General features: G+C 66.4%; 14 protein-coding genes. 3 read left to right on the top strand and 11 right to left on the bottom strand.

Translation table 11 applies throughout. From position 1 onward, the window contains the following. Positions 1 to 59 precede the first annotated feature (59 nt). Positions 60 to 1244, bottom strand: a complete 1185-nt coding sequence (locus EIH27_RS06520) for an N-acetylglucosamine-6-phosphate deacetylase (protein ID WP_124040199.1) — start codon at positions 1242 to 1244, stop codon at positions 60 to 62. A gap of 241 nt (positions 1245 to 1485) precedes the next feature. On the opposite strand from EIH27_RS06520, the gene EIH27_RS06515 reads away from it, so the two are divergent. Further along, a complete protein-coding gene (locus EIH27_RS06515; protein ID WP_124040198.1) occupies positions 1486 to 7182 on the top strand; it encodes a S8 family serine peptidase in 5697 nt (1898 codons plus the stop codon). Positions 7183 to 7233: 51 nt separating this feature from the next. Here the strand turns inward: EIH27_RS06515 and EIH27_RS06510 are convergent, their stop codons facing one another. The 3 genes from EIH27_RS06510 to EIH27_RS07910 form a co-directional block, all read right to left on the bottom strand. Beyond that, complete coding sequence (locus tag EIH27_RS06510; protein WP_241153012.1) at positions 7234 to 11883, bottom strand: DUF3418 domain-containing protein; 4650 nt, start codon at positions 11881 to 11883, stop codon at positions 7234 to 7236. A gap of 98 nt (positions 11884 to 11981) precedes the next feature. Next, on the bottom strand, positions 11982 to 13004 hold the full coding sequence (locus EIH27_RS06500) for an endonuclease/exonuclease/phosphatase family protein (protein ID WP_124040197.1): 1023 nt from the start codon (positions 13002 to 13004) through the stop codon (positions 11982 to 11984). Positions 13005 to 13340: 336 nt separating this feature from the next. Further along, complete coding sequence (locus tag EIH27_RS07910) at positions 13341 to 13502, bottom strand: hypothetical protein (protein ID WP_206424908.1); 162 nt, start codon at positions 13500 to 13502, stop codon at positions 13341 to 13343. Between EIH27_RS07910 and EIH27_RS06490 the strand changes: the two genes are divergently transcribed. Continuing rightward, on the top strand, positions 13501 to 14412 hold the full coding sequence (locus EIH27_RS06490) for a trimeric intracellular cation channel family protein (RefSeq protein ID WP_164461627.1): 912 nt from the start codon (positions 13501 to 13503) through the stop codon (positions 14410 to 14412). The two genes, EIH27_RS07910 and EIH27_RS06490, sit on opposite strands and share 2 nt — an antisense overlap. Positions 14413 to 14433: 21 nt before the next feature. Here the strand turns inward: EIH27_RS06490 and EIH27_RS06485 are convergent, their stop codons facing one another. Continuing rightward, on the bottom strand, positions 14434 to 15588 hold the full coding sequence (locus EIH27_RS06485) for an App1 family protein (protein WP_124040195.1): 1155 nt from the start codon (positions 15586 to 15588) through the stop codon (positions 14434 to 14436). A gap of 9 nt (positions 15589 to 15597) precedes the next feature. Next, complete coding sequence (gene gndA, locus EIH27_RS06480) at positions 15598 to 17055, bottom strand: NADP-dependent phosphogluconate dehydrogenase (RefSeq protein ID WP_124040194.1); 1458 nt, start codon at positions 17053 to 17055, stop codon at positions 15598 to 15600. Positions 17056 to 17551: 496 nt separating this feature from the next. On the opposite strand from gndA, the gene EIH27_RS06475 reads away from it, so the two are divergent. After that, positions 17552 to 18598 carry a hypothetical protein gene (locus EIH27_RS06475; protein WP_124040193.1) on the top strand — a complete coding sequence of 349 codons (1047 nt, stop codon included), beginning with the start codon at positions 17552 to 17554 and terminating at the stop codon, positions 18596 to 18598. 754 nt (positions 18599 to 19352) lie between these two features. On the opposite strand, the gene pgm is transcribed toward EIH27_RS06475, so the two are convergent. The 5 genes from pgm to EIH27_RS06450 all read right to left on the bottom strand — a co-directional run. Further along, a complete protein-coding gene (pgm, locus tag EIH27_RS06470) occupies positions 19353 to 21017 on the bottom strand; it encodes a phosphoglucomutase (alpha-D-glucose-1,6-bisphosphate-dependent) (protein ID WP_124040192.1) in 1665 nt (554 codons plus the stop codon). Between the two features lie 461 nt (positions 21018 to 21478). Further along, positions 21479 to 22009 carry a hypothetical protein gene (locus EIH27_RS06465; protein WP_124040191.1) on the bottom strand — a complete coding sequence of 177 codons (531 nt, stop codon included), beginning with the start codon at positions 22007 to 22009 and terminating at the stop codon, positions 21479 to 21481. Next, positions 22006 to 24546 (bottom strand): ferrous iron transport protein B, encoded by a 2541-nt coding sequence (feoB, locus tag EIH27_RS07845; RefSeq protein WP_164461626.1) that lies wholly within the window; start codon positions 24544 to 24546, stop codon positions 22006 to 22008. Before feoB ends, EIH27_RS06465 begins: the two co-directional genes overlap by 4 nt. Next, positions 24543 to 24785, bottom strand: a complete 243-nt coding sequence (locus EIH27_RS06455; protein ID WP_241153011.1) for a FeoA domain-containing protein — start codon at positions 24783 to 24785, stop codon at positions 24543 to 24545. The genes feoB and EIH27_RS06455 overlap by 4 nt, the downstream gene beginning before the upstream one ends. Positions 24786 to 24913: 128 nt before the next feature. Beyond that, positions 24914 to 25891, bottom strand: a 978-nt coding sequence (locus tag EIH27_RS06450) for a carbohydrate kinase family protein (RefSeq protein WP_164461625.1), incomplete at its 5' end; no start/stop codon positions are given.

The raw sequence follows: 25891 nt of genomic DNA, 5'->3' as shown, positions 1-25891 counted from the left end.
CTACGCGAGCAGCCCCCGAACCGGCCAGCGCTAGCGAACCAGCTCGCTCATGGTGCCCGTTAGCGGACCAGTACGCCGTCGCGCACCACGTGAGTGACATTAAAGTCCGCGTCCAGGGTGAGGAAACTGGGCTTCTCCCCATGGCGGTAGTGCAGCGTGACGCCGGGCGTGTGGTCGGTGAGGGCGAGGGCTCGCGCGGGGCCGGCCACGCAGGCGCGCACCAACTGGCTGACGCTCAGCCGCCCGCGGCGGGCAAACAGCGCAAACTGATCGGAAAGGCGCGCGTACCCGCCGGCCAGCGAGGACTGCCCTTCAAGGTAGCAGGCGCCATTGCGCACCTCCACGGCCAGGCCGCCCAGCACGTAGTGGCCGGGCTCCATGCCGGCCGCGGAGAGGGAGTCCGTAATGAAGAACATGGCGGGCGCCTCGCCGAAGCCCTCGACGTGCTCGAGGTAGAGCCACATGTCCTCTACCAGCTCGGGGGCGATGTGGTGACCGTCGGCGATGATCTCGAGGGACGCGTTGCCCTGCCGTGCGGCCTGGACGAATTCGCGAACGGGCCCGGGGGTGCGGTGGACCGGATCAAACATGCCGTTGAACAGGTGCGTGACGGTTTGGGGCACGTCGGAGCGCCCGCGCTCGCGGGCGGCCAGCACGGTGGCATCCAGCACGCTGCGCGCATCCGCCGCCGTGGCGGAGGTGTGACCCCAGGACGGCTTGCCGCCGAAGTCGAGCAGCATGTTGGCCGCCTCCTGGGCGTGGGCGCGTTCGGGGGCGATGGTCATTGTCTTCAGCCAGCCGCGGCCGGCTTCGAGCCAGCTGTGCAGCTCATCCAGGTCAATGTCGCGAATGGCCGCCGGATTCTGGGCGCCCTTCTTCTCCACGGACACGAACGGGCCCTCGAGGTGGATGCCTGCCAACTGCCCGCTCTCGCAGAAGGGGACCAGGGCCTGGATGACGGGGAGCGGATCCTTCATGGATACCAGCGAGGCCAGCATCGCGGTGGTGCCGGCGGCCAGGTGCGTTTCAATGGCCGTGGCAATGTGCGCCGGTTCCGGATCATCAGAGTAGGAGAATCCGCCGGCGCCGTGCTCGTGGGCGTCAATGAGGCCGGGGATGATGTAGCCGTCTCCCGGATCGCCCGAAGTAAGAATTGAGGTGAGCTGCCCGTCCGGGTTGAGCTCCACGCCGGTGCCGAGCTCTCGCCCGAAGCCGTCAAATACGCGACCGAAGAACTGTGCCATGAAAAACTCCCTTGTTTGTGGCGGCCAGATGCGATCCGGAACGGACCGCACGGCTCCATTGTGCCACGCCCGGTCCCGACAGGTCTGACAAGTGTGGGGTGGTGGGGACGACGCCGAAGTGGGTGCGTCGTACTCGTCTCACGATTCGCTTGGCCGTGGTGTGTCCAAACTGTGAGACTGCCCCATAGAACCTGGAAAACCCGTGAGAGTGTGGGTTAACCCCATTACAGGAGGGAGAAACATGAACGTGCTGAGACGCAGTTTGGCAACCGTGGCCGTAGCCGCGGTGGCCGCCAGCCTGGGTGTTCCCGCAGCCGCTGCGGATCCCATCTCCTCCGCTGATCTTGGCGACGCCGTCGCCCAGTACCAGCTTCACCAGCAGCCGCAATCACTCAAGGTGGTTGTGCTCCTGAAGAACCAGCCGGCCCAGCCCTCAAAGAGCGCCGAGGCGGCCACGAAGAAACAGCAGAATGACCTGCTGGACTCTTGGAAATCCAAGTACGGCCTGAAGGTGGACCGACAGTTTGGCTACCTGCTCAACGGTTTCTCCGCCACCATTTCTTCGGACAAGCTGCTCGCGTTCAGCAGTGAGCCGCAGGTGGCGTCCGTGCGCAAGGAACGCGTGTTTGAAACAACGGACCTGGACTCGGCGACGTCGGAAGCCACGCAGGCCGCGGCTTCGGCGTCGGCCGCCACGTCTACCGCGGCTCCGGCCACGGCTCAGCCCGCCCAGTACAACGGGCGCGTGATGGAGGGCGTGCCAACCGCCATCTCGGCTACGGGCGCGGACGGCACGGGCACCGTGATTTCCATTGTGGATACGGGCATTGATGTGACACACCAGGACATGCGCCTGGACAAGAACGTGTGCGCGGCGTCCAAACTCACCCCGGACACCGCCCACGGCTTCACCTGCAAGGTGCCCTACGGCTACAACTACGCGGATGAAAACTACAACGTGTTGGATACCACCGGTGTGGAACACGGGCAGCACGTGGCGGGCATTGCGGCAGCAAACGGTGCCGAGGGGTCGGATGCGCCGGATTTCGCGGCTACCGGTCGCATTGATGGTGCCGCACCGAACGCCCAGCTGCTAGCCATGAAGGTGTTCTCCAATGACGGCAGCGGCGGTGCATCGGATTCGGACATTATTGCGGCCATCGAGGATTCGGTGAAGCTGGGCGCGGACGTGATCAACATGTCGCTCGGCTCTCTGAACGGGCAGAACGAAACCTCGGACGGCACCTACCGCGCCATCGAAAAGGCACGCGAAGCGGGCGTGTTGGTAGTGATCTCCGCCGGTAACGAGGGTACGAACTTCTCGCTTTCGGGCGAAACGGATGACTACTACGGCCGCCTGGATGATGCCACGCTGGGCAGCCCGGGTTCGCAAGGACACGCGCTCACCGTGGCCTCCATCGACAACAACACCCAGGTGGTGTCGGTTGGCTACCAGAAGGTAGATGGTACGGAGTCTTCCTTCGCCTACTCACCGGCCACCGGCACCCCCGATGGTAAGGAGTACCCGCTGGTGGATGTGGGCCTCTCCCGCGCCGAGGATTACGCGGACGGCGAGGACCTCACCGGGAAGTACGCGCTCATTGAGCGCGGCGGAAACACCTTCGAGGAGAAGTACCACAACGCCGTGGACCACGGTGCCGCCGGCATCATCGTGTTCAATTCCGCCGCCGGCGGGGACACCTACCTGAGCATGGGCGGTATCGACTGGTACCAGGGCGTATCGGCCTCCGTGTATCGCTCCACCGGCCTGGCGCTGCGCGAGGCGCTGGCGGGCGGGGCGGACGTAACCGTTCGCATCACCACGGATCAGCAGGCCGTGCCCTACATGAATGGCCTCCATCCCTCCAGCTTCACCAGCTGGGGCCCCACGCCCACGCTCGATTTTGAGCCGGACGTGGCGGGTGTGGGCGGTTCGGTGTACTCCACGCTCAATGGCAACAGTTACGGCACCATGTCCGGTACGTCCATGGCCGCGCCCAACGTGTCCGGCCTCTCCGCGCTCATTATCGACGCACTTAAGGAGCGCGAACCGTCACTCACGGGTGCCGCGCTGCTGGATCGGGTTCAGACCCTCCTGCAGAACACGGCTGCGATTCCCACGAACGACGCCGGTGTGCCCTACGCGCCCCGTCAGGTGGGCGCCGGCCTGGGCCAGGTGGATAAGGCGCTTGCTACGCCGGTGTTTGCCACCGTCAACGGTGAAGCCGAGGTGGCGCTCCGCGAGGTGAATGGGCCGGCGAGCTTCCAGGTGACCCTGACAAACACCTCGGACGCGGATGTCACCTACACCGTCCCCGCGCAGCAGGTCATCAATGAGACCAATACCGCGGGCGAGGACACCACCACGTTTGTCTCCAAGGAGACGCTGACGGCGGCGTCGTCCACCGTGACGGTACCGGCCCACGGCACCGCAACCGTGGACTTCACGCTCACCCCGGACACCTCCGCTTCCCACTACGTGGAAGGCTGGGCGCGGTTCACGGCGGACGGCCAGCCGGACCTCAACGTGCCCTACCTAGGCTTCGTGGGGGACTGGAACGCCGAGCCGATCGTGGCGCCGCAGGGTGAGGAGCTGGCGCCGGGCATTAACAGCACGGAAACCACCCTGGTCACCTCCTACTCCGGATACACGATCCCCACGCATGCGCTGGGGAAGATCAGCGGCAACGCGGACGATGAATTCTGGCTCTCCCCGAACGGCGACGGCGACATGGACGTGGTGGCCCCGGCCCTCGCGCTCCTGCGCAACGCCGCGGAGGCGAAGTATGAGGTGCTGGACGCGAGCGGGAAGGTGGTACGTACGGTCGGCTACGAGCAGGGCCTCACGCGTCACGAGCTCATTGATCTGCTGGCCGTGGACCCGAGTAAGGACATGTCGTATCTTGCCTCGGACTATGCCTTCGACGGCATCACGTGGGATCAGAGCAAGGGCAAGTACGTGACGGTGCCGGACGGGCGCTACACGCTGCGCGTCTCCACGCGGCTGGGGGAGAACTTCCCCTGGCAGAACACGGACTTCAGCTTCGGCGTGGATAATGAGGCGCCCCAGATCGCCTTCAACTCCCTGACGGATGGCGTGCTGACGTTCACGGTGACGGATACGGTGTCCGGCATTGCCGCGGCGCCCTCTGTTGCGGCCGCGGACGGCTCCGATCTGGATGTGACGGATAACGGGGATGGCACCTACTCGGTGAACGTGGCGGATACCGTGCCCTACGTGACCGTGTCCGTGCTAGATCGCGGCTTCTCGCTGGGGACGGCCACCTATGTGGTCGCTTCCGGGCAGCTGGTGGTGTCCGACGCCGATACGCTCAACCGCACGGTGATCGGCCCGAAGTCGCTGGGCGTGTCGGATGGGGCGCTGCAACTGTCCGGCTACGTGTCCGCCGATGTGACGCGGGTGGAGGTGAACGCCACCGCCGCGGATCTTAGCGATGGCCGCTTCCACGCTAGCGTGCCGCTGACGGAAGGCACCAACACCATTCGCGTGGTGGCCTTCAACGCCGACGGCGATGTGGTGGCCGCGAACACGGTCTCCCCGGTGTATGACTCCCAGCCGCCCACGGTGACCGTGGACGGGCTGGAAAACGGGTACATTGCACCGGCAGCCGATGGCTCGGTGACCATTTCCGGCACCGTGACCGACGAACGCGCGGGCGCGAAGCCGACGGTGACCGTGGACGGAACCGCGGCCGAGGTGGGTGCGGATGGCGCATTCACCGCCACCGTCACACCGAAGGCGGGCGCAGCCAGCCTGGCCGTGGTGGCCTCGGATGGACCGAACACCACCTCCGTGGCGGTGCCGCTAGTGGCGCCGGATGCCGTGGGTCAGCCCTGGCAGGGGCCAACGTTCACGAATACGGCCGGCGGGGATTCCTACAGCTACACGTTCGTGCCGGTGGATTCCTCGGATTACAAGGACGGCGTGTGGACCATCCGTGGTGAAGGCGCAGACCAGACCACGCGCATCGTGTTCACGCCCACCGTGTCCGCTGCCGGCGGGACGCTCTCCAGCCCGGCACCCATTGAAGCCACCATCAACAAGGACGGCACGTTCTCCGCGCCCCTTCCCGTGGGTACCGGCTTCAATGATTTCCGGCTGGAAATCTACGATCTGGACGGCACCAAGCAGGTGGATAACCAGTTCACGGTGTATGCGGACATGGTGGCACCCACCGTTCACTTCACCGAACCCACGCTGACGGGCGGCGTGCTCTACGCCTCCTCGCCGCATGTCACCTTCGCCGGCACGGCCGAGGATGACGGCTGGGGCTACACGCTAAAGCTCAACGATTCCACCGTTCTGCAGCCGTACAGCTGGACCGGGCTGGGGCCCGAATCCAACCGGGCGGAGTTCTCCACGGATCTCACGGTGGCCACCGGGGATACGCTGAGCGTGGTATTTGGTGACGCCATGGGTAATACCCTCACCGGCCGTATCCCGGTGGTGGTGGATTCCGACGCGCCGAACGTGGCCGTCACAGCGGGGGATGCCGCGGTCAGCGATGGCGACGTGGTGCGCGATGGCGCCACGCTCACCACCACGGCCACGGATCCCTACCTCACCGGCCTGGCCGTGAGTGTGGTGGGTCCGGACGGATACACCTTCACCGATAACCAGTCCACCGATCTGGCTGGGGCTGCGCAGAACGTCGAGGACGTACTGGCGGGTGCGGGCGGCGCGGCGGACGTCACGGGTGATGGCTCCGCAGGTGGCACAACCGCCGGTAACGCAGGCGGTACGGAGGCTGCGGTGGCAGAGCCGCTCCACTCCGAGTTCGCCACGAAGGATCTGGCGGCCGGCGAGTACACGCTGACCGCGACGGGCACGGACGCGGCGGGCAACACGACGTCGCACGCGGTGACGTTCCACGTGGACGCGGCGCCCACCATCTCCGGGCCGGACACCGTGGACCTCACGGTGGATCGTGCGGCGCTGGGTGACCAGGACGCGCTCGCGGCGCAGGTGCTCGGCCACTTCACGGTGGACGACGACGCTCCGGTCGCCTCGGATCCGGCGAACCCGGGTAAGGGGGAGACCACGCTGACGCTGGCCCCCGGCACGGTGCTCACCGAGGGCGATAACCAGGTGACAATTGTGGTCACACAGGCCGATGGCTACCGGGTGGAAAAGACCGTGACCGTGACGGTCAAGGTCAACGCACCGGCCGGCGGCTCGACCGGTGGGTCTGGGTCTGGCAGCGAGTCTGGCAGCCAGGGCGGCGCGGCGGGTGTTCCGGCGGGCAGCCGCATCCTGCTCTCCAACAACTGGACCAGCCAGCTGGCAAGCATCGGGACCGTCTACGGGCGCCCGGGCGAAACGCTCTACGTGGGTGACTGGAACGGCGACGGGAAGGATAGCTTCGCCGTGCGGCGTGGCAACACGTTCCTGGTAACCAACGCGCGCTCCGGTCAAGCGCAAACCACGTTCTCCTTCGGCCGCCCCGGCGACGAGGTGCTGGTGGGTGACTGGGATGGCGACGGGAAGGATTCCTTCGCTGTGCGGCGTGGCAACACGGTGTACTACGCGAACGGTCTCCACGGCGGCCAGGCTGACGGGTCCGTTGCCTACGGGCGCACTAGCGATCAGGTGCTGGTGGGTGACTGGAACGGGAACGGGCGTGACGAGCTCGCGGTTCGCCGCGGGAACACCTTCCTGCTGCAGGGAACGCTCCGCACCACGGCTGCGGTGCGCGCCTTCGCCTACGGACACGTGGACGATGCCGCTATCTCCGGTGACTGGGATGGTAACGGCGCGGATTCCATCGGGGTGATTCGCGGCCGGCAGTGGCACGTGAAGAACTCGCTGAGTGGTGGCCAGGCGGACCGGATTCTCGTATTTGGTCTGAACTCCGATGCCCACTACGTGGGTGATTGGGACGGCAACGGTACCGATACGCCGGGGGTGGCCCGCTAGTTGGTCGCGGCGGTTCGGTAACCGGGAGGGGGCGCCTGCGGGCGCCCCTCCTTATACCTCGAAGGGCAGCTCCGTGAGCATCTTGGAGATGCGCTTGGCGGACACCTTGCCCTTCGTGCCGAGCTGTTGGGCGAATAGAGAGACGCGAAACTCCTCGATAGCCCAGCGCACCCGGGTGAGGATGGCGGCCGTATGCGGGCTGAACGGCTGGAACTTGGCCTCATCCCGCGCGCCGGCCAGTTTCTCGCTCACCCCCTGCACCTGCCAGGCGAGCGCGTCGTCGCCGGCAGGATTCACCTGCGCCTTCTCAATCCGCATGGCCGCGGCCTGCAGGTAGCGCGGCAGATCCCACAGCCGATCCGTCGGCGTGGCGGAAATGAACCCGGCGGGCATGAGGGCGGCCATGTGTGCCTTCTCGTCCGCAACGGTGCCCAGTAGCGCCACGGAGGTGGCGTCCTTGATGAGCCGCTCCACCGTGGACCACTCGGCACACGCCTTGGCTGCCCCCTGTGCCACGAGGAACACCTCGTCCTCGAACGCGTCACGCGCCCACGTGAGCATCTCGCCCCACGCGCGCCCGGACACGATCTGGGAGACGGCCGTCCTGTTTTCCTTCGCCCAGCGATCCGCCAGATTGCGCGCGGCCGCCAGCTGCACATCCTTCACCAGTGCGGCGGTGGAAGGATACGGGCTTCCGGCCAGCTTCAGCGCCAGGTCCCCGCTCCACCGCGAGGTGACACGGACCTCGGGGAGCGCCAGCGTGAGAGCCAGCAGTTGGATCACGCCGCGCCTGTGCTCGCGCACCTGCTCGCCCGGCTCAGCAAACACATCCATGTACACCCTGCCCTTGCGCGCGGTGAGGGCGGGGTAGGCGCGGACGGTCATGCCGTGCGGTCCCTCGGTTTCGATCACCTGCGGGATCACGCCCTGATCCACGGCGGGCCAGTCGGTGAGGGCCTGCGTGGAGTACGACGCCGCCGCCCCGCCCCGTTGTGCGCTTCCGGTGGTATGTGCGCGCTCGCGGGCCGGCGTGCCGTTTCCTTGCGCATCGTGGCGGTCGCGGCCGCCCGGCGCGGTGCCTTTTTTCCCGGTGCCGTTCTTACCGTCGGTGGCCTTCCTGCCGCGGTGGGCGTTCGCCCGCTCCAAATTCCGCCGCGCCTCATCCAGCGCCTGGGCCACCGCGCCCTGCACCACCGTCTCCACGGCCTTCTTGGTCTGCGGTGCCAGGGAGCGTTGCAATTGCTCAAGCGAGGTGGATTCGTCCAGCACCGCGCCACGCTCGGAGGTCACCCGGAAGTGCATCCGCAGGTGGTCCGGTAGGGCCAACTCGCGCCAGGCGGCGTCGTCGATCTCAACACCGCGAACCTGACGCACCGCGGCCGTAAACGCCTCCTGGAACCCTGCTTCTCCGGAACTGGGCAGCAGCGGCTCAATCTGGCGTGCCACATCCGGTGCCGGTACCAGCTCGCGGCGCACGCGCTTGGGCAGTGCGCGGATGGTGCCGATCACCAGGTCCTGCCGCATGCCGGGCACCAACCAGTCGAAGCCGTCCGGCGTGACGCGGGAGAGGAGGGACACCGGAATCACCACGGTGACGCCATCCCCGTAGCCGCCCGGATTGAACGTGTATTCGAGGGAGAAGGTGAGGTCCCGCTGGTGCCATTCGGAGGGGAAATCGCCTTCGCTGGCGGCGGCCTCGCCCAGGAGTAGCTCGCGGGTGAAATCCAGGTAGTGGGGGTCCTGGCGGGACCGCTTCTTCCACCAGCCGTTGAAGTGCGTGCCGGACACGATCGTTTCGGGGAGCCGCTCGTCATAGAACGTGAAGAGGGCATCCTCGTCGGCCACGAGGCCGCGGGTGCGCAGCTTGTTCTCTTCCTCGCGCGCCTCTTCCAGTGCCTCCCTATTGCGGTCGAGGAACGCGTGACGCTCGCGCCAGTCCCCGGCAATGAGGCCGTGGCGGATGAACATGGCGCGCGCATCCTCCGCTGCATGCGGGGTGCCGGTGGTGGCCAGTAGCACAGGCCGGTCCGCTACCACGGGTAGGCCGTAGAGCATCACCTTTTCCTTGGCCATGGCCGCACCGCGCTTGGATGACCAGTACGCGTCCGAATATGTGCGTTTCACCAGATTGCCTGCCAGGGGCTCAATCCACTCGGGCCGGATGGTGGCCACCGTGCGGGCAAACAGCCGCGAGGTTTCCACCAGCTCGGCGGCCATCACCCAGGCGGGGGTGCGCCGGTGCAGCCCGGAGCCGGGCCAGATAACGAAGCGGGTGCCGCGTGTGCCCTGGTACTCCTTGGAACGTTCCGCATAGTTGCCAATATTGGAGAGCAGGCCCACCAGCAGCGAGCGGTGAATGGCGCCGGCATCCGGCGCGGCCGATCCGCGCGCCAGGTCCCGGCACGCGGTCACCACGGCGCCCGCATTGGGAACGGCCCCCGGCGCCCCCGCGCCCGCCTGCCGTTTCTCCGCTATCTGTGCGGGTGTGGGGATGGCCAGCGGATGCACGTGCAGGTGAAGCGGGCGGGCCATCTGCTCCAGCTGCCGCACCACGTCCTGCCACTCGCGGAAGCGCAGGTAGTTGAGGAATTCGCCGCGGCACATCCGGCGGAACTGGGAACCGGACAGTTCCCGCTGCTGTGTACGCAGGTAGCGCCACAGGGTGAGGTAGGTGAGGAAATCAGAGGAGGAAGCGTTGAAGCGCGCGTGATATTGATCCGCGAGCTCCCGCTTGTCCGCCGGCCGCTCGCGCACATCCTGCACGGACATGGCGGCTACCAGCACCAGCATCTCGGAGGCGGTGCCGTTCTTCTCGCCTTCGATGAGCATGCGGCCCAGCCGTGGGTCCAGTGGGAGCTGCGCCAGCTGGCGCCCGATACCGGTGAGTGCGTGCGTGGCCGGATCAATCGCGTCGATCTCCTCGAGGAGCTGAACGCCGGCCCGGACCGCGCGGGGATCCGGCGGATCAATGAATGGGAATTCGTCCGCGCTGCCCAATCCCAGGGAGGCCATCTGCAGGATGACGGACGCCAGGGACGTACGCTGGATTTCCGGCTGCGTGAACTCTTCCCGCGCCGCGAAATCCTCCTCGGAGTAGAGGCGGATCGCGATACCGTCCGCCACGCGGCCCGACCGCCCGGAGCGCTGGTTCGCGGAGGCCTGTGAGATCGGCTCAATCGGGAGGCGCTGCACCTTCGTCTTGTTGGAGTAGCGGGAGATGCGTGCCGTGCCCGGGTCGATGACGTACCGAATGCCCGGCACGGTGAGGGAGGTTTCGGCAATATTCGTGGCCAGGATGATGCGGCGGTGGGAGTGCCGCTCGAAAATACGATGCTGCTCCGCCCCACTGAGACGCGCGAACAGCGGCAGCACCTCGACGGCGCCCGGCACACTGGAATGCTGCCCAGGTGCCACATACTTTGCGCCGAGACCGTCCTTGAACGCGCGCTCCGTATCCCGGATTTCTCCCTGACCGGAGAGGAACACGAGAATATCTCCCGGCCCCTCGGCCATAAGCTCATCCGCGGCCTCGAGGATGCCCGTCACCTGATCCTTCGCCTGCGCTCGGCCGGGTGTACCCGGTTTCTTCGACGACGGCGTTCGGGTTCCGTTCTTGGATGAGGCGGACTTGCGCTTCGACGCCGCCTTCTTCCGCACCTGGGCGGTGCGAGCGCCGTGGGTGGGCGGCCGATACCAGTCCGGCAGCGCGCTGGCGGCGGACGATAGCGGTGCGGCGTCGTCGATGGCAGCGGAAGCGGTACCGCTATCGGCGTCGAAACCGCTTACCCCATCGACGTCGTCCTCAGAATCCGAGGTGTAGGACGTCAACTCCTCATCAAGGGGACGGTAGCGAATTTCTACGGGGTACGTGCGGCCGGACACCTCGACGATGGGGGCTTTCAAACCCGGGTGGCCGCCGAACTGGTGCTCGCCGAAGTGGGCGGCGAAGCGATCGGTGTCGATGGTGGCGGACGTGATAATGAGCTTGAGATCCGGGCGCTGGGGGAGCAGGCGCGCGAGGTAGCCGAGCAGGAAGTCGATGTTGAGGGAGCGCTCGTGGGCCTCGTCGATGATGATCGTGTCATAGCGGAGCAGTTGCGGATCCGACTGGATCTCGGCCAGCAGGATGCCGTCCGTCATGAGCTTAACCAGCGTGCGGCGCGATACCTCCTCCGTGAAGCGCACCTGGTAGCCGATCGCGCCACCCAGTTGGACGCCCAGCTCCTGGCAGATGCGCTCCGCCACCGAGCGGGCCGCAATACGGCGGGGCTGCGTATGACCAATCATGCCCGTGATGCCGCGGCCCAGCTCCAGGAGAATCTTGGGGAGCTGCGTGGTTTTGCCCGAACCCGTTTCGCCCGCCACAATAACCACCTGGTTATTTGCGATGGCGCGCTTGATGTCCTCCCGGCGTGCGGAGACGGGAAGCTCCTCCGGGTAGGTGATGGTGGGGACGGCTGCGCGGCGCTGAGCCAGCTCCTGCGGATTGAACGGGCGCCAGCCGCCGCGCCGGGCCCGCCGGTGCCGGTTTGCATTGCGTCGCTTTGCGCTGCGGCGCGACGACGTGGTGGCGTGCCGGGTGGACTGGGGTTGGGCTGACTGCGGCTGGGCGCTGGCGTGCCGGCTGGGTGCGGTTTGCGCGCCGGCAGACTGGCGTGCCGTACCGGTGTGTGCGGCGTCGGTATTGGAAGTTTCGGACATACTGCTCCCAGTATTCCACGGTGTGCGGGTGGGCGGGTTGGCCATCCATCGCACCATCGGGCTCAACCCGCCAGCTCCGCTAGATACGCGAATGGTTGCTATTTTTGCTTGGGTGTCAGCCTGACTACGAGTGCACGATGATCCGATTCGCCCGCGGCAATCACTTCACCCGCCGTGCCCTCGTAGCCATCCGCGGTGAAAATGCGATCGATGGGCGCGGAGAACAGGGCGGGCACGTTTGAAGGCCAGGTGCCGATCCCGCCCACATGTGCCTGGACTGCCGCGTCCGTGCAGCCTGAGACGCCCATGGCTGCCTCGTGATCCGCCGTCGAATTGAAATCTCCCAGCACCACCGCGTCAGGATAGGCGGCGCACAGCGCATAAGCCGCGCGTGCCTGTTCCTTCCACTTGGACATAAGGCTTTTATCAGGCGATATCGGGTGGACGGCGATGAAGGTGGGACCATTGCCGTCCACGGGCTTGGCGCCCACCGTCCGCTTGCTGCTGGAACCATCGGAGGAGGCGACGTCGATCTGCTGGTAGGTACCCAGTGTGCTGCTCACGAGCAGGACGGTGGAGGAATAGTCCGAATTCCACTTGGAGATGCCCGGATCAAATTGCTGGAAGCTGAGGCCCTCCTTCTTGAGGATGGCCACTACTTCTTCACCTAGCGTTGTGGGGGCCTCGGGCAGGCTCGCCACGTCAACACCGCGGCTCACCATGATGTTCGCAATGTCCTGTGCGGTCGCCTTCCCGCCCAGCGTGTTAAGTTCCATGGCCGTGATTGAGCCGTTTCCGGTGGAGGTGACCGTAATGCCGGGGTCAGTGGTGAGATCCGCCGGCTGTATGCCGCGATTCCACACGGTAAGGCCGTGCCCCACCGCCGTCACCGCGAACACGATGGAGAGGCAAATGGCCGCGATGCGGCGCCGCTTCACGAGGCTCAATGCGAAGCACAGTACCGCCAGCACCAGGAATCCGACCGCGAGTACCCCGCGCAGTGCAATCATCTGCGCCCAGGGGAACTGCAGAGACAGGGATGCCCCAAAAGGCAGGATGGACGGTTCGATCGTGAGAAGTGCCAACACGGCCAGCAAAACCGCGATAATCATTGCGAACATTTCTCCCTCTCTAGCCCAAGTTTTTTAGAGTGACCGGATGGATTCCGGCTGTTTCCGCTATTTTCTGCGCTGCAGAGTATAAAAGTATGCTCTGACGGCCGGTGGAACCGGGTCACGGTACCTAAGGTTTCTGGATGGCGGGTGAACGCCGAACGTGAACCGTGTCGCTTGTCTGTGGTCTGGTTGTGATTCGGCTGTTACAGAAGAATCGGGAAGCTAGCTTGTTCGCCTAGCCGCTCTGTCTGCCTACCCGGGTTCGCCTGGCCACCGCGCCCCGCTACCAGCTGCCTCGCAAAGTAGCAGCCCTGTTTAGCCGTCCGTTACCAGCCACTCCGTTTAGCTACCCGCACCGTCACTACTCGCACCGTCACCATTCACACCGTCACTACCCACACCGTCACCATCCGCACCGTCACCATTCACACCGTCACCACCCACGATGTCACCACGCAGGAACGTGCGTGCGGCGTCGTCGGACTTTCCTAGACTTGGGGACATGGACGGGTTGACGTCGCTCTACAACTTCCTGGACCTGATGGGCGTGCTGACGGCATCGGTGCTCGGGGGGCTTGTGGCGCGCGAACGGCACTTTGACGTGGTGGGTTTCGTATTCGTGTGCGTGGTGAGCGCGCTGGGCGGCGGCATGCTCCGTGACATTCTCATTGAGGAGGGTCCGCGCCTGCAGGCGCCGCCGGTGGCGCTCACAAACCCGTGGTATCTCTCGCTGTCCGTCCTGGGGGCGGTCATCGCCTACGCGCTGCGGCTGCGCGGCAAATGGGTGAATGGGGTGATGACGGTGCTGGACGCCTTTGTGATCGGCTGCTGGTCCGCCACCGGTGCCGTCAAGTGCCTGAACGCCGGATTCGACTACGGCTGGAACATTCTTCCCGCCGTCTTCATGGGTCTACTCACGGCGGTGGGCGGCGGCATCATGCGCGACATCCTCGTGGGCCGCACCCCGGTGATTTTTGGCGGTAACACGCTGTACGCCACCGCCTCCATTTTCGCCACGTTCCCCGCGATCGCACTCTGGTATGCACATCGCCCCGTGGTGGCCATGGTGACGGGCACGGTGGTGGGTGGAGTGGTTGTGATCCTCGCGCACGTGTTCGAGTGGCGGCTGCCCGGCAATACGGACTACTCGGTGGTGTCGCAGCTGGCCGATGTGTCCTCCTCCTTCGCGCGCCGTCTCGCAGCCGGCCGTGAGGCTCACCGCGAAAAGAAGGCCGTCAAGCAGGCCGCGGAGGAGGCGACCAGGCGTCGGCACGAGGCCTCCATGTCCCTTCGCGCTCGCTCCGCAAACCTGCGCGGTAAGGCGCCGAAGAACAAGCTCACCACCACGGCCACAATGCCGGCGGTTCACCCGGACGAGAAGCCCGCGGTTCACCCCGAGGGGGAGCAGGAGTAGGACGACGCCGGTGCGCCGGTCTCACTCCTTAAGGCGAAGGGCCGCCCGCAGCGCGAAACCATCGGTGCCGGTGAATAGAGGAATGGAGGACTGAGCGGCGCGCGGGAAACCGTAACTCTGCTCGAGCCCCCACAGCGTGCCACTGGCCAGCAAATGCTCAGCGGGAGCGAGCGTGCGGAGCGCCACCCCTGCCACGCGGCGCGGCCAATCGCGCGCCACCTGCTCGAAGATCACCGGATCGTGCTGGCCGTCGTCGCCCACCAAAAACCACTGGATATCCGGAAACATGAGCATGAGATTGCGCAGCTGCACATGCTTATGCCTGGGGCCGTCCCGGAACAGGCCGGTGGGTGTGGGGCCCCAGTCCGTGAGGAGAAGCGGGCCGTCGGGGAAGTAATGGGCGCCGATGAAGCGCTGCAGTGTGGGGTAGGTGTTCCACGCGCCGGTGGAGAGGTAGAAACACGGGGCATCCGGGCTGCCATCCGTCAGGGAGCGCAGGAAGGATGCCATGCCGGGCACCTGTTCACGCGCGTCCGTGCGCAGCACGAAGGAATTCCAGGCGGCCAGTGCGCGACGGGGGAGGCGGGTCACCATGATGGTGTCGTCAATATCTGAGACGATGCCGAAGCGCGCGGCCTGCGACACGATAAGTACGGGGGCGCTCACCGCGGGGCCGTGGGCGGACCTAAGTGTGGCGGTATGCCAGCCGGCGTCGAGCCCGTGCCCGGTAACCACCACATCCACGTAGCCTTCGCGGTCCGAGCGCACCTTCACCTGCTGTTTGCCCAGGGTAAGCAGCATGGGGAAATTTCCCACCTGCGTGGTGAAGAACTGACGCCAGCCGCGCTGGGCCTCCTCCGCGGTGGTGACCGCCTCATCAGCCAGGTGAAAGGCGGGCTCCAGGGCGGCCGTATCCGCGATTGACGCGGCGACGGCACGCGCCTGCCTGCTGAGGGAGCGCAGCGGAGAGGCCGGATCCGCGGCATTCGAGACGTCGAAGGGCTTGGCGCCGCCCGGCTCCACCATGATGACGCGCGCCAGAACGCGCGCCTCCGTGACGGATCCGTACCCCGTGTAGGGCACTATCGCCGGGCGCCACCCCTCGCGCCGCTTGCGCACAATCCCGCGACGATTAGCCGATACCTCGATATTCCGGACAATGTCCGCCAGCGCCATCGGCCCGCCCTACTGGAGCACCTCGGTGCGGCCGGGCTCAGCCCACAGGGTGTGGAACGTGCCCTCGCGATCCGTGCGGTGATAGGTGTGCGCCCCGAAGAAGTCCCGCTGGCCCTGAATAAGGTTGGCGGGCAGGTACTGGGCGCGAACGCCGTCGTAATAGGACAGCGAGGAGGAGAACATGGGGATCGGGATGCCCGTCTGGGCCGCGTAGGCCACGATGCGGCGCCAGGCCGGGATTACGCGCGCAATCTCACCGGCGAAGTAGCCGTCCGCCAGCAGCAGCGGGAGATCCGGGTTGCGCGTGTAGGCGTCCGTAATGTGGCCGAGGAACTGGGCCCGGATGATGCAGCCGGCGCGCCAGATGCGGGCCATGGCGCCCAGGTCCACATTCCAGTTGTTTTCGCGCGAGCCCTTGCGGATCAGCTCGAAGCCCTGCGAGTAGGCCACCATCTTGGAGCCGTAGAGAGCCAGGCGGACGTCCTCGATGAAGGCGTTCATGTCCGGGATGGCGACCATCTGGGTGTTGGCGGGGAGGGCCTGGCGGGCGGCGGCGCGCTCTTTGGTGTCTCCCGAAAGACAGCGGGCGAAGGTGGCCTCGGCGATGCCGGTGGCCGGGACGCCGAACGCGGCCGATTCCTGCACGGTCCAGGCGCCCGTGCCCTTCTGTGCGGCCGCATCCTGGATCATGTCCACCAGCGCGTGGCCGGTGGTCGCATCCTGCTGGTGGAGCACCTCCGCGGTGATCTCAATAAGGTAGGAGTTCAGTTCCGTGGCGTTCCAGCGGGCGAACACGTCGCCGATCTGCGAGGCGGACATGCCCAGCGACTTGCGCATGAGGTCATAGGCCTCCGCGATCACCTGCATATCCGCGTATTCGATGCCGTTGTGCACCATCTTGACGAAGTGCCCCGCGCCGTCCGGGCCCACATAGGTGCAGCACGGTTCGCCATTCACATGGGCGGAAATCGTTTCGAACATAGGGCCGAGACGCTTGTAGGACTCCGGTGTGCCGCCCGGCATAATGGACGGACCCTCAAGCGCGCCCACCTCGCCGCCGGACACGCCGGCGCCCACGAAGTGCAGGCCCCGCGCCGAAATCTCCTTCTCCCGACGCTGCGTGTCCGTGTAGCGGGAATTGCCGCAGTCCACGATGATGTCGCCCGGCTCCATGAGATCCGCCAGCTGGTTGATCACCGAGTCCGTGGGTGCGCCCGCCTTCACCATGATGATGGCCACGCGCGGCTTCGCCAGTGACTGCACAAAGTCCTCCATCGACTCCGAGGGGAAGAACTGACCCTCCGAGCCGTGCTCCGCCATCACGTGCTCCGTCTTGGCGGCGGTGCGGTTATGGATGGCCACCTTGTAGCCGTGGTGAGCCAGGTTGCGGGCTAGGTTTGACCCCATCACCGCCATGCCCGTGACGCCGATGTCAGCAATACCCGCGGGGGGAGTAGGAATGGACACGAAAGCTCCTAAACGATCGACTGCGCGGCGCGTCCCGCCGCTCCCCCTAGTGTAAACGCGGCGGTTGGTGGCGGTAGGGGTGGGGGTCTCCGTGAGGCTCTATTTACTGGTTCGCTGGTGGTTAGTGTCGTTTGCGGGTGGTCTATACACCATCCATCGACCCTAACCACCTGCAAACCGGTCGGGTAGTTGCCTAACTTGCGGTTTGATGGTGATGAGTGCGGTTTAAAGGCCATTAATGTGAAATGAACTGGCGGGAAGAATGCCCGTTCTCCGACTTAAAGGCCTTTAATGCTGTCTGAAGGCCTTCGTGGGTAATTGCCACAGCCCGCCGCGTCCGCCCCTGTGGATAAACCCGGCAGCCGCCCCGCCAACCCTCAATAATGGCCTCATGGCACAACACGCGCGGAGATGGGAAGGAATTACCGGGTTACCACCTCTCGCGTCCACCCGGACGTTGGCCGCCGACGGCTGGTCGCGCGGCGCACTCGCGCGCGTGCGAAGCTCGGAAAAATTCACGCGTCTCGCTCGCGGCTTCTACGCCGACTCGAACTGGGTAACCGCCCTCACGCCGCGTTCGAAGCATGCGCTGGACTGCTTCGTCGTCGGCGCATCACTGCGCTCCCCGTACGTGCTGTCCCGCGAATCGGCCGCCGTGTTCCATGGCCTACCGCTCGGCAGGGCGCCGACACGCGTCCACATCATCCGGCCCGCCCGCAAGTCCGGTCGCGTCAATGGAACGGTCACACATGCCGGGAAGGGTGCCGAAATCGCCGAGGCAGTCACCGTCGGCGGCCTCCCCGCGACGAACCTGGTGACCACGGTGGTCGATTGCCTCTGTGCGGCGCGATTTGGGGATGCGCTTATCCTCGCCGACCACGCGCTCCGCCTCGCCGCGGCGCACTGCCTCTCCCCGGCGCCATGCGCGCGGACCGATCTGGAGGGGTTCGGGGAAAGCATCATGCTGCCAGGGCAGGGCCAGGTTTCGACGACGCCGTCCGGCGCGTCCATTGGAGGCACCGGTAGTGGGGAGAGATTTGTAAGGACTGCCTTTGATGCGGCGGTGCCGATTGATGTGTACCGCGCGGATCTGGATATGGAGGCTGCCGAACGGATGCGGGGAGTGCTCGGGGATGAATTGGCGAAACGTCCGGCGCGTCATGGTTCGCCAATTGCTCGTGCGGCCATCGCTGAAGCAGATCCGCGAGCTGAGTCGCCGCTTGAATCCCGCGGGCGTGCTCTGTTTTTGAAGGCTGGGTTGTCGATGGAGCTCCAGTATTCGGTGGAGGGTGCAAGCGGCCGCGTATATTACGCCGATGGGGCGTTCCCCGAGGAGCGCGTGTTGGTGGAGTTCGATGGCCGTGCGAAGTATGGTCGGTGGGCCGAGGCGACGTCTCAGGCTCTAGTGAATGAGCGCGACCGGGAAAAGGACCTCACGAATGCTGGCTGGGGTCTGGTGCGGTTCACGTGGGATCAGGTCACGGGTCGGCCCGACGAGGTACTGCGAATTCTCCGCAGTGCGCTGCGGCGGGGTAAGAAGTAGTAGCTGGTGGGCTCGGCTGGTCGGCGCGGTGGGTGCTTGGCGTCCGGTTTGATGGTGATTAGTGTGGTTTAAAGGCCATTGATGTGTAGTGGATCAGCCGTGAGTGGATCCGCCCTTGGGTTTAAAGGCCTTTAAAGCGAGATGCGGCGATTAGGGAAGATCTGCCCTCGGGTTTGGAGGCCTTTAGTGCGGTTTAAAGGCCTTTAAAGCGAGGTTGAGCTGGTTGGGAGGGACCCGCTCGCCGGTTTAAAGGCCATTAGTGCGGTTTGATGGCCTTTGAGGCTGAATACGGCAAGTGGGAATGGGCCGACCGCCCGGTTGGCAGGTGGTTAGTGTCGTTTGCGGGTGGCCTATACACCATCCATTGACCCTAACCACCTGCAAACCGGCCGGGTGGTTGTCTAACCCTCGGTTTGATGGTGATGAGTGTGGTTTAAAGGCCTTTAAAGCGGGGTTGAGCTGGTTGGGAGGGACCCGCTCGCCGGTTTAAAGGCCTTTAGTGCGGTTTGATGGCCTTTGAGGCTGAATACGGCAAGTGGGAATGGGCCGACCGCCCGGTTGGCAGGTGGTTAGTGTCGTTTGCGGGTGGCCTATACACCATCCATTGACCCTAACCACCTGCAAACCGGCCGGGTGGTTGTCTAACCCTCGGTTTGATGGTGATGAGTGTGGTTTAAAGGCCTTTAAAGCGGGGTTGAGCTGGTTGGGAGGGACCCGCCGCCGGTTTAAAGGCCTTTAGTGCGGTTTAAAGGCCTTACCCCAGTGCGGCGGCCACCACCGCCTTGGCCTCCTCCTGCACCTCGGCCAGATCCTCGGCGCCCTTGAAGGACTCCGCGTAGATCTTGTACACGTTCTCCGTGCCGGACGGGCGGGCGGCGAACCACGCCGAATCGGTGACCACCTTGAGTCCACCAATGGCGGCACCATTGCCGGGCGCATCCACCAACTTGGCGCGGATCGGCTCGCCGGCTAGCGTGTCTGCGCTGACGTCCTCCGGCGAGAGCGCCTTCAGCTTCGCCTTCTGCTCCGGCGTGGCCGGGGAATCGATGCGCTGGTAGGCGGAGGCGCCGAAACGCTCCACCTGCTCCTCGTGCAGCTGCGAGGGAGTTTTCCCAGTGACAGCCAGGATTTCGGAGGCGAGCAGATCCATGATGAGCCCGTCCTTATCGGTGGTCCACACGGAGCCGTCCTTGCGGAGGAAGGAGCCGCCGGCGCTCTCCTCACCGCCGAACCCGATTTCTCCGCTAAGGAGCCCGGGCACGAACCACTTGAAGCCCACCGGCACCTCCACCAGCTTGCGTCCAATAGCGGCCACAACCCGGTCAATGAGAGAACTCGACACGAGGGTTTTCCCCACGCCCACGCCTTCGCCCCACGTGCGATGCGTGAACAGATACTCGATGGCCACGGCAAGGTAGTGGTTCGGGTTCATGAGTCCGCCGTCGGGCGTGACAATGCCGTGCCGGTCTGAATCGGCGTCGTTACCGGTGGCGATGTCAAAGGGCGCCTTCCCGTCCGCGTCCGGGACCATCCGCGCCCGCAGGGATGCCATCGCGTAGGGCGAGGAGCAGTCCATGCGGATTTTTCCGTCCCAATCCAGCGTCATGAAGCTCCAGCGCGGATCCACCTTCGTGTTGACCACGGTGAGGTCCAGGCCGTACTTCTCGCCGATGGCCTGCCAGTACTCCAGCGAGGCGCCGCCCATCGGATCCGCGCCGATGCGCACACCGGCCGTCCGGATGGCGTCGAAATCGATGATGGAATCGAGCTGGTCCACGTAGTTGGCGCGGAAGTCGAAGCCCTGGGTGTTGCGGAGTGCGTCCTCGTAGGGCACGCGCTTGATGTTCTTCCAGCCCTGCTCCAGCAGCTCGTTGGCGCGGTCCTGGATCCAGCCGGTGGCGTCTGCGCCGGCCGGTCCGCCCGTGGGTGGGTTGTACTTGAAGCCGCCATCGCGCGGCGGGTTGTGCGACGGCGTAATCACAATGCCGTCCGCCAGCCCGTCCCCTTCGGTGCGCAGTGCGCCCGGCGCCCCGTTCGCGTTGAGGATGGCCAGCGACACGGCCGGGGTGGGCGTCCAGCTGCCGCGCGAATCGAGCCGCACGTCGACGCCGTTGGCCACCAGCACCTCGACGGCCGTCTTTTCCGCCGGGCCCGAGAGCGCGTGCGTGTCACGACCCATGAATAGCGGGCCGTTGTAGCCTTCCCTGGTGCGGTATTCCACGATCGCCTGCGTGATTGCGGCGATGTGCGCTTCGTTGAAGGCGCCGTCAAACGCGGAGCCGCGGTGCCCGGAGGTCCCGAAAGCTACCCGCTGGGCGGCCACCGACGGGTCCGGTTCAATGCTGTAATAGGCGCGCAGCAGCTCATCGACGTTGATGAGGTCGTCTTCGCGTGCCGGCTGTCCTGCTCGTTCATTCATACCCTCAGTATTCCACGTAGTGACACCGCGCACAGGAGTGGGTGGGGTGAGCGCCGGTTAGAGGTGGTTCGGCTTCGGGTTTGTGGGGTTAATGGACGACGCCGTCGCGCGGGTTGGTAGGGGCGCGGGCGTGGGTACGACGCCGTAGCGGCCGCCAGGTGCGAACCCGCGGTGTACGACGCCGAGGGCCGCACGTTATTCCCGCCGGCGCGGTGGGTGGTCCCGGTGGGAATCGTGGTTGGTCCCTCGCCGAGGTGCACAAGGCAAGAAGCGCCGTATGAGCGGCCGGGCGGCGCGGCTTTGCGCGGGTGTATAGGTGCGTGGCCGAACCGGTGAGTAGGTCAAGCAACCCCGTCGAGCGGCCGGCGGCCAGGCGAAATGATGCACCCGGCCTCAAAATGGTGGCGGCGCGCCAAAGTCGCGGCCTGCCTGGTTCGGGAGGTGCTAGTTTCGCGGCCTGCCTACTTTCGCGGCGCGCGGATAGCCAGCGGGCAGCCGGCGCACTGGATGCGCACCTGGTCCGTGAGCTCGGCGCCCGGCTCGCAGGCCCCCAGGCCCGAGGTACACAGCGAGCCTGAATCGGCGGCGAGCCCCAGGCGGCGGAAGTGACCGAGCAACACGGTGACGAATGCCTCCGAGGCGCCGGTACGCGCCGCGATCGCGGGCACGGTGCCGCCCCGACGAATCTCGGCCAGCACGGCCGCGGTAAGCGTGCCAACTGGGTGGGAAGCGGGGAATGCCGGGCTGCCGACTGGGCGGGAAGCGGAGGCTGGGTGGGAAGGCGCGCCTGCCGGCCCTGTCAATCTCGGCTCGCTCGGCAAGCTCAGGCCGCCTGGTAGCTGCGCGCCGCCCGCCGCCGCTCCGCCCGCCACCGGATCGGCAAGAACCGCGGCCGTGCCGGCCGGCACGGCGCCACCGGGGTGAGGGGTGCGCTCCGCGGGGGAGGAGGCGGCCGAGGTGCGGACGGCGTCGTCCAAACGAAGCGTTCTCACAGCAGCCCACCAATCTGGAAAATCGCGGTGGCCAGCAACCAGGCGGCCACCAGCTGCGCCACCACCGCGATGGTCGTGCGGCGCCCCCCAATCTGGCGCGCCTGCTCCGCCACCGTGGCCAGGCACGGCGTGTAGGTGAGCACAAACACGAGGAACGCGAAGGCAGCCAGGCCCTGGCGCCCAACCCCCGCAGACTCCGTCAGCGAGTTGGTGAGGAGCGCGGGCAATTCACCCAAATCATCGCCATTATCCTCCGCGTTGCCGGCCGCGGCCGGATCCATGTTGTAGGAGGTGACAATGGAACTCACCACGGTTTCCTTGGCCACGAAGCCCGTCATGAGTGCGCCGGTCATGTGCCACTCGCCGAAGCCGGTGGGGGCGAAGACGGGCTCCAGCACCTGGGCCGTGGCGCCATAGAGCGAATCCTCCATGGGCAGGTCCGCGTCCGCAAAACTGTGACCGCCGCGCATGGGAATCGCACTCATCAGCCATACCAGCACGGTCATGAGCAGAATCAGCTTGCCGGCGCCCCGCACGAACACCCAGGAGCGCTGGCAGGCCGTGCGCAGCGTGATGAGCAGGCGCGGTACCTGATAGGGCGGCAGCACGAGAAGCAGCGGACCCGGCGTGGCGCGGCCCGGGATGATGCGCTGCGCTATGGCGGCGCCCAGCACCACCATCAGAATCGACAGCAGGTACATGCCAAACACCACCGTGCCCGCATGCTGAGCGAAGAAGATCTTGGCGATCATTAGATAGATGGTGAGCCGCGCGGCGCAGGACGTGTACGGCGTGACCAGCACGGTGATGAGCCGCTGACGGCGGTCCGGCAGGTTCTTCGTGGCCGCGAGCGCCGGCACGTTGCAGCCAAATCCCATGATGAGCGGGAGGATGACGCGCCCGTCCAGCCCGATTTTGCGCATCAGCCGGTCACCGAGGAACGCTGCCCGCGCCATATAGCCCGAGTCCTCCAGCAGTGAGAGTGCCGCGTAGATGACCAGCATAAGCGGCACGAAACTGGCCACCACGCCCAGTCCCGCGCAGATTCCGCCCACCAGGAGCGATTCCACCCACGTGCCGGTCCAGCCGACTTCCGCGAGCACCCACGTGACACCGTTTGCCAGCGACCACGCGCCCTCGTCCGTGGCCGAGAACAGCCCGTCCGCCCAATCCTGGATCGGTCCCACCCACGTGCCGGCCAGCTGGAACAGCAGCCACATGATGCCTAGAAACACGGCCGTGCCGGAGAGCGGGTGAAGGAGTATGCGGTCCACCCGGTCCGACGCCGATGGGCGGTAGCGCGGATGGGTAGGTGCGGGCGCCGTGGTGGATCCGGCCGCACCCGGGGTGATGCCGGAGCCGGCTGTGCCTTGGGTTGTGGCAGGGCGGGCCGCACCGGGAGCCGTGGCCGGGCCGAGGTCGGGGTGGGCGTGTGCTTCCGGGTGGGCACCCGGGGTGGCGTCCGTTTGTACGACGCCGTAGTCCGCGCCGTCAAGGGAGGTGGCAAGGGAGGTGGCAGACGAGCCGTCAAGCAGAGCGGCATCGCGGGCCTGCGCATCGGCGCGGCGGGCGCGGCGCTCGGCTTCCTCCACCCAGGTGAACAGGATTGTGGCGCGCTCGAGTGCGGCCGCCTCGTCCGTGCCCACTACCGAGCGGGCGTCACTGTTTGCGTTCGCCCGGCTGCCGGCGCCATCCCCGCTACCGGTGCGCGGAGTCGGGGTGCCCGGCGCCGCGGGGTCCGCAAGCAGGCCTGACAGGTGGGGCTGGCGGCGCAACCCGGCGCGGACGGCGTGGGCCACGGCGGGCGCGGCGTCGGATCTACGCGGATCCGCGAAAACGACGGGGATCTGCAGCACCGTCGTGAGGGCGTGTGCCGAGGGCAGCTCGTCCGCGGATACCACGTCTGTCATGGTGACCACCGCGACTACCGGGTAGCCGGCCTGCCCGATCTGGGCTAGCAGGTAGAGCGAGCGCGTAAGTGAGGTGCCGTCGAGGACCGCGATGATGAGGTCGATGGCGCCGGTGGTATCTCCGCCTTCCGGCGTGCAGCAGGATGCGGGCTGCCGGCGGCGCGGACGCGTGATGAGATGCGTAAGCACGCCGGCGCGGGAGTCACGGGAAGCATCGGCGGTGGCGTGCGCATCGGCGGCGGGCCGGGCGCCCGCGGGGGCGCTCGCGGATACGAGGGATGCCGCGGCCCGGGCGGAGGCCGGGATGAACGTGTCCGCGCCGGTTTCAAGAGTGCGAGTTACCACGGCCTCATCCGGGCTCGAGGGCACCAGCGAGTAGGTGCCGGGCAGGTCAATCAGGGTGGCGCCGAGCTCACGCCAGGTGCCGGTGGTGACGTCCACCGTGGTGCCCGGCGAGTTGACCGTGCGTTGATGGGATCCGGTGAGGCGATTGAACAGGGTGGATTTGCCGACGTTGGGGTTGCCCACCAGGGCGATGGTGGGGGTGTGGGAAGCCTTGGAACGTGAGGCGGCGTCAGTGCCACCCGGAACGCGGTTTCGGGACGGTTCGCAGTTCGGGCAACTCATGCTGCATCCCCAAGCGTGCGCACGGTGATGAGCTGGGCGGAGTGGCGGTCGACGGCCAGCCGCGAGCCGGCCACGTTGAGAACCACCCCACCGAATGCGCCGCGCGCGGCGACGGCGGCGTGCGCCCCTGCGCGCAGCCCCAATTCCTGCATGCGAAGCGTTGTGGGCATGTGCAGGTTCGTGAGCTCCACGAGGCTGCCGGCACGCGCCCGGGCCAGTGGCATCTCCGTTGCTGTCATGACTCTAGGTTAGGGTGCCCTTACCTAAATATGAAAGGGGTGTGTTGCGGAAAGAAGCGGTGAGCGGGCGTGCCGCGCCGCGCGAGCGGCAAACGCAGGTGCCCAGGCGGGACCGAGGGCCCGGCCGTCTACGCCAGTTCGGCCAGGCGGGGCGGATTGGCGCCGGCGCGGCTTACGGTAATGCCTGCCACCCGCGAGGCGAACGCGCCCATGGCTGCCAGGTCCTCGGCACTGAGCACCCGGAGTGCCCGCTGATTGCCGAGGAGACACGAAGCACCCTCCCGGTCACCTTCCGCACCAACGTGGGCTGCGGCGTCGGAGCGAAGGCCACGCTGCGCGGGTGCCTCGACGTCGTTCGCGATAGAAGCCGCGCCCGCCCGCGCGCCTCCAAGCCAGGCGATAACGGCGGCCATGTAGGAATCCCCGGCCCCCACGGTGTCCACCACGCGGGTGCGGATCGGCGGAATGTCCACGGGGTGCGAGGCCGTGAGGAGGAGGCTGCCGGCGCCTCCCCGCGTGATGATGACCAGTGCGGTGCCACCGGCGAGCCACTTTTCGGCTATGTCACGCGGCTCTGAGTGGGGATAAAGGAAGGCGAGGTCCTCGTCGGAGGCTTTGATGACATCCGCGCTGGCCGCCATCTGCTCCACGCGTGCGCGGACGGGCGCCACGTCCGTGATGAGATCGGGGCGCATATTGGGATCGAAGCTGACGGTTGCGCCGGCCTCGTGGGCGCGCTGGGCAATGGCCACGCTCGTGGCGGCGCCCGGTTCCATGAACGTGCCGATGGATCCGGCGTGCACGTGCTGTGTGGCGGGCGTGAACGCGGTGTAGGCGGAGGCGAGCGTCCAGGCGATTTTGAACGTGTACGTGGCGGCTCCCGTGGCGTCCAGGAGTGCGAGGGCCGTGGGGGTGTGGGGTATTGGGTCGACGACGGTGCGCACCCGGTCCCCGTCCAGCGCGGCGCGCATGGTGGTTCCGGCGCTATCGGTGCCCAGCTGGGTGAGGAACGTGGTGGGCAGGCCGAGGCGCACGAGACCGCGGGCAACGTTGGCCGGGCTGCCGCCGGCGTGAGCGGTGGGGGCGGCGGGCCCGCCTGTGTGGGT

This window comes from Neoactinobaculum massilliense (assembly GCF_900604955.1).
Classification (GTDB): Bacteria; Actinomycetota; Actinomycetes; order Actinomycetales; family Actinomycetaceae; genus Neoactinobaculum; species Neoactinobaculum massilliense.
This window is presented reverse-complemented; position numbering and strand designations above follow the sequence as displayed.

Bases quoted from the DNA above. Each gene is read 5' to 3' on its own strand.
- EIH27_RS06520 (WP_124040199.1), bottom strand. From the start codon at position 1,244: ATGGCACAGTTCTTCGGTCGCGTATTTGACGGCTTCGGGCGAGAGCTC.
- EIH27_RS06515 (WP_124040198.1), top strand. From the start codon at position 1,486: ATGAACGTGCTGAGACGCAGTTTGGCAACCGTGGCCGTAGCCGCGGTG.
- EIH27_RS06510 (WP_241153012.1), bottom strand. From the start codon at position 11,883: ATGTCCGAAACTTCCAATACCGACGCCGCACACACCGGTACGGCACGC.
- EIH27_RS06500 (WP_124040197.1), bottom strand. From the start codon at position 13,004: ATGTTCGCAATGATTATCGCGGTTTTGCTGGCCGTGTTGGCACTTCTC.
- EIH27_RS06490 (WP_164461627.1), top strand. From the start codon at position 13,501: ATGGACGGGTTGACGTCGCTCTACAACTTCCTGGACCTGATGGGCGTG.
- EIH27_RS07910 (WP_206424908.1), bottom strand. From the start codon at position 13,502: ATGTCCCCAAGTCTAGGAAAGTCCGACGACGCCGCACGCACGTTCCTG.
- EIH27_RS06485 (WP_124040195.1), bottom strand. From the start codon at position 15,588: ATGGCGCTGGCGGACATTGTCCGGAATATCGAGGTATCGGCTAATCGT.
- pgm (WP_124040192.1), bottom strand. From the start codon at position 21,017: ATGAATGAACGAGCAGGACAGCCGGCACGCGAAGACGACCTCATCAAC.
- feoB (WP_164461626.1), bottom strand. From the start codon at position 24,546: ATGAGTTGCCCGAACTGCGAACCGTCCCGAAACCGCGTTCCGGGTGGC.
- EIH27_RS06455 (WP_241153011.1), bottom strand. From the start codon at position 24,785: ATGACAGCAACGGAGATGCCACTGGCCCGGGCGCGTGCCGGCAGCCTC.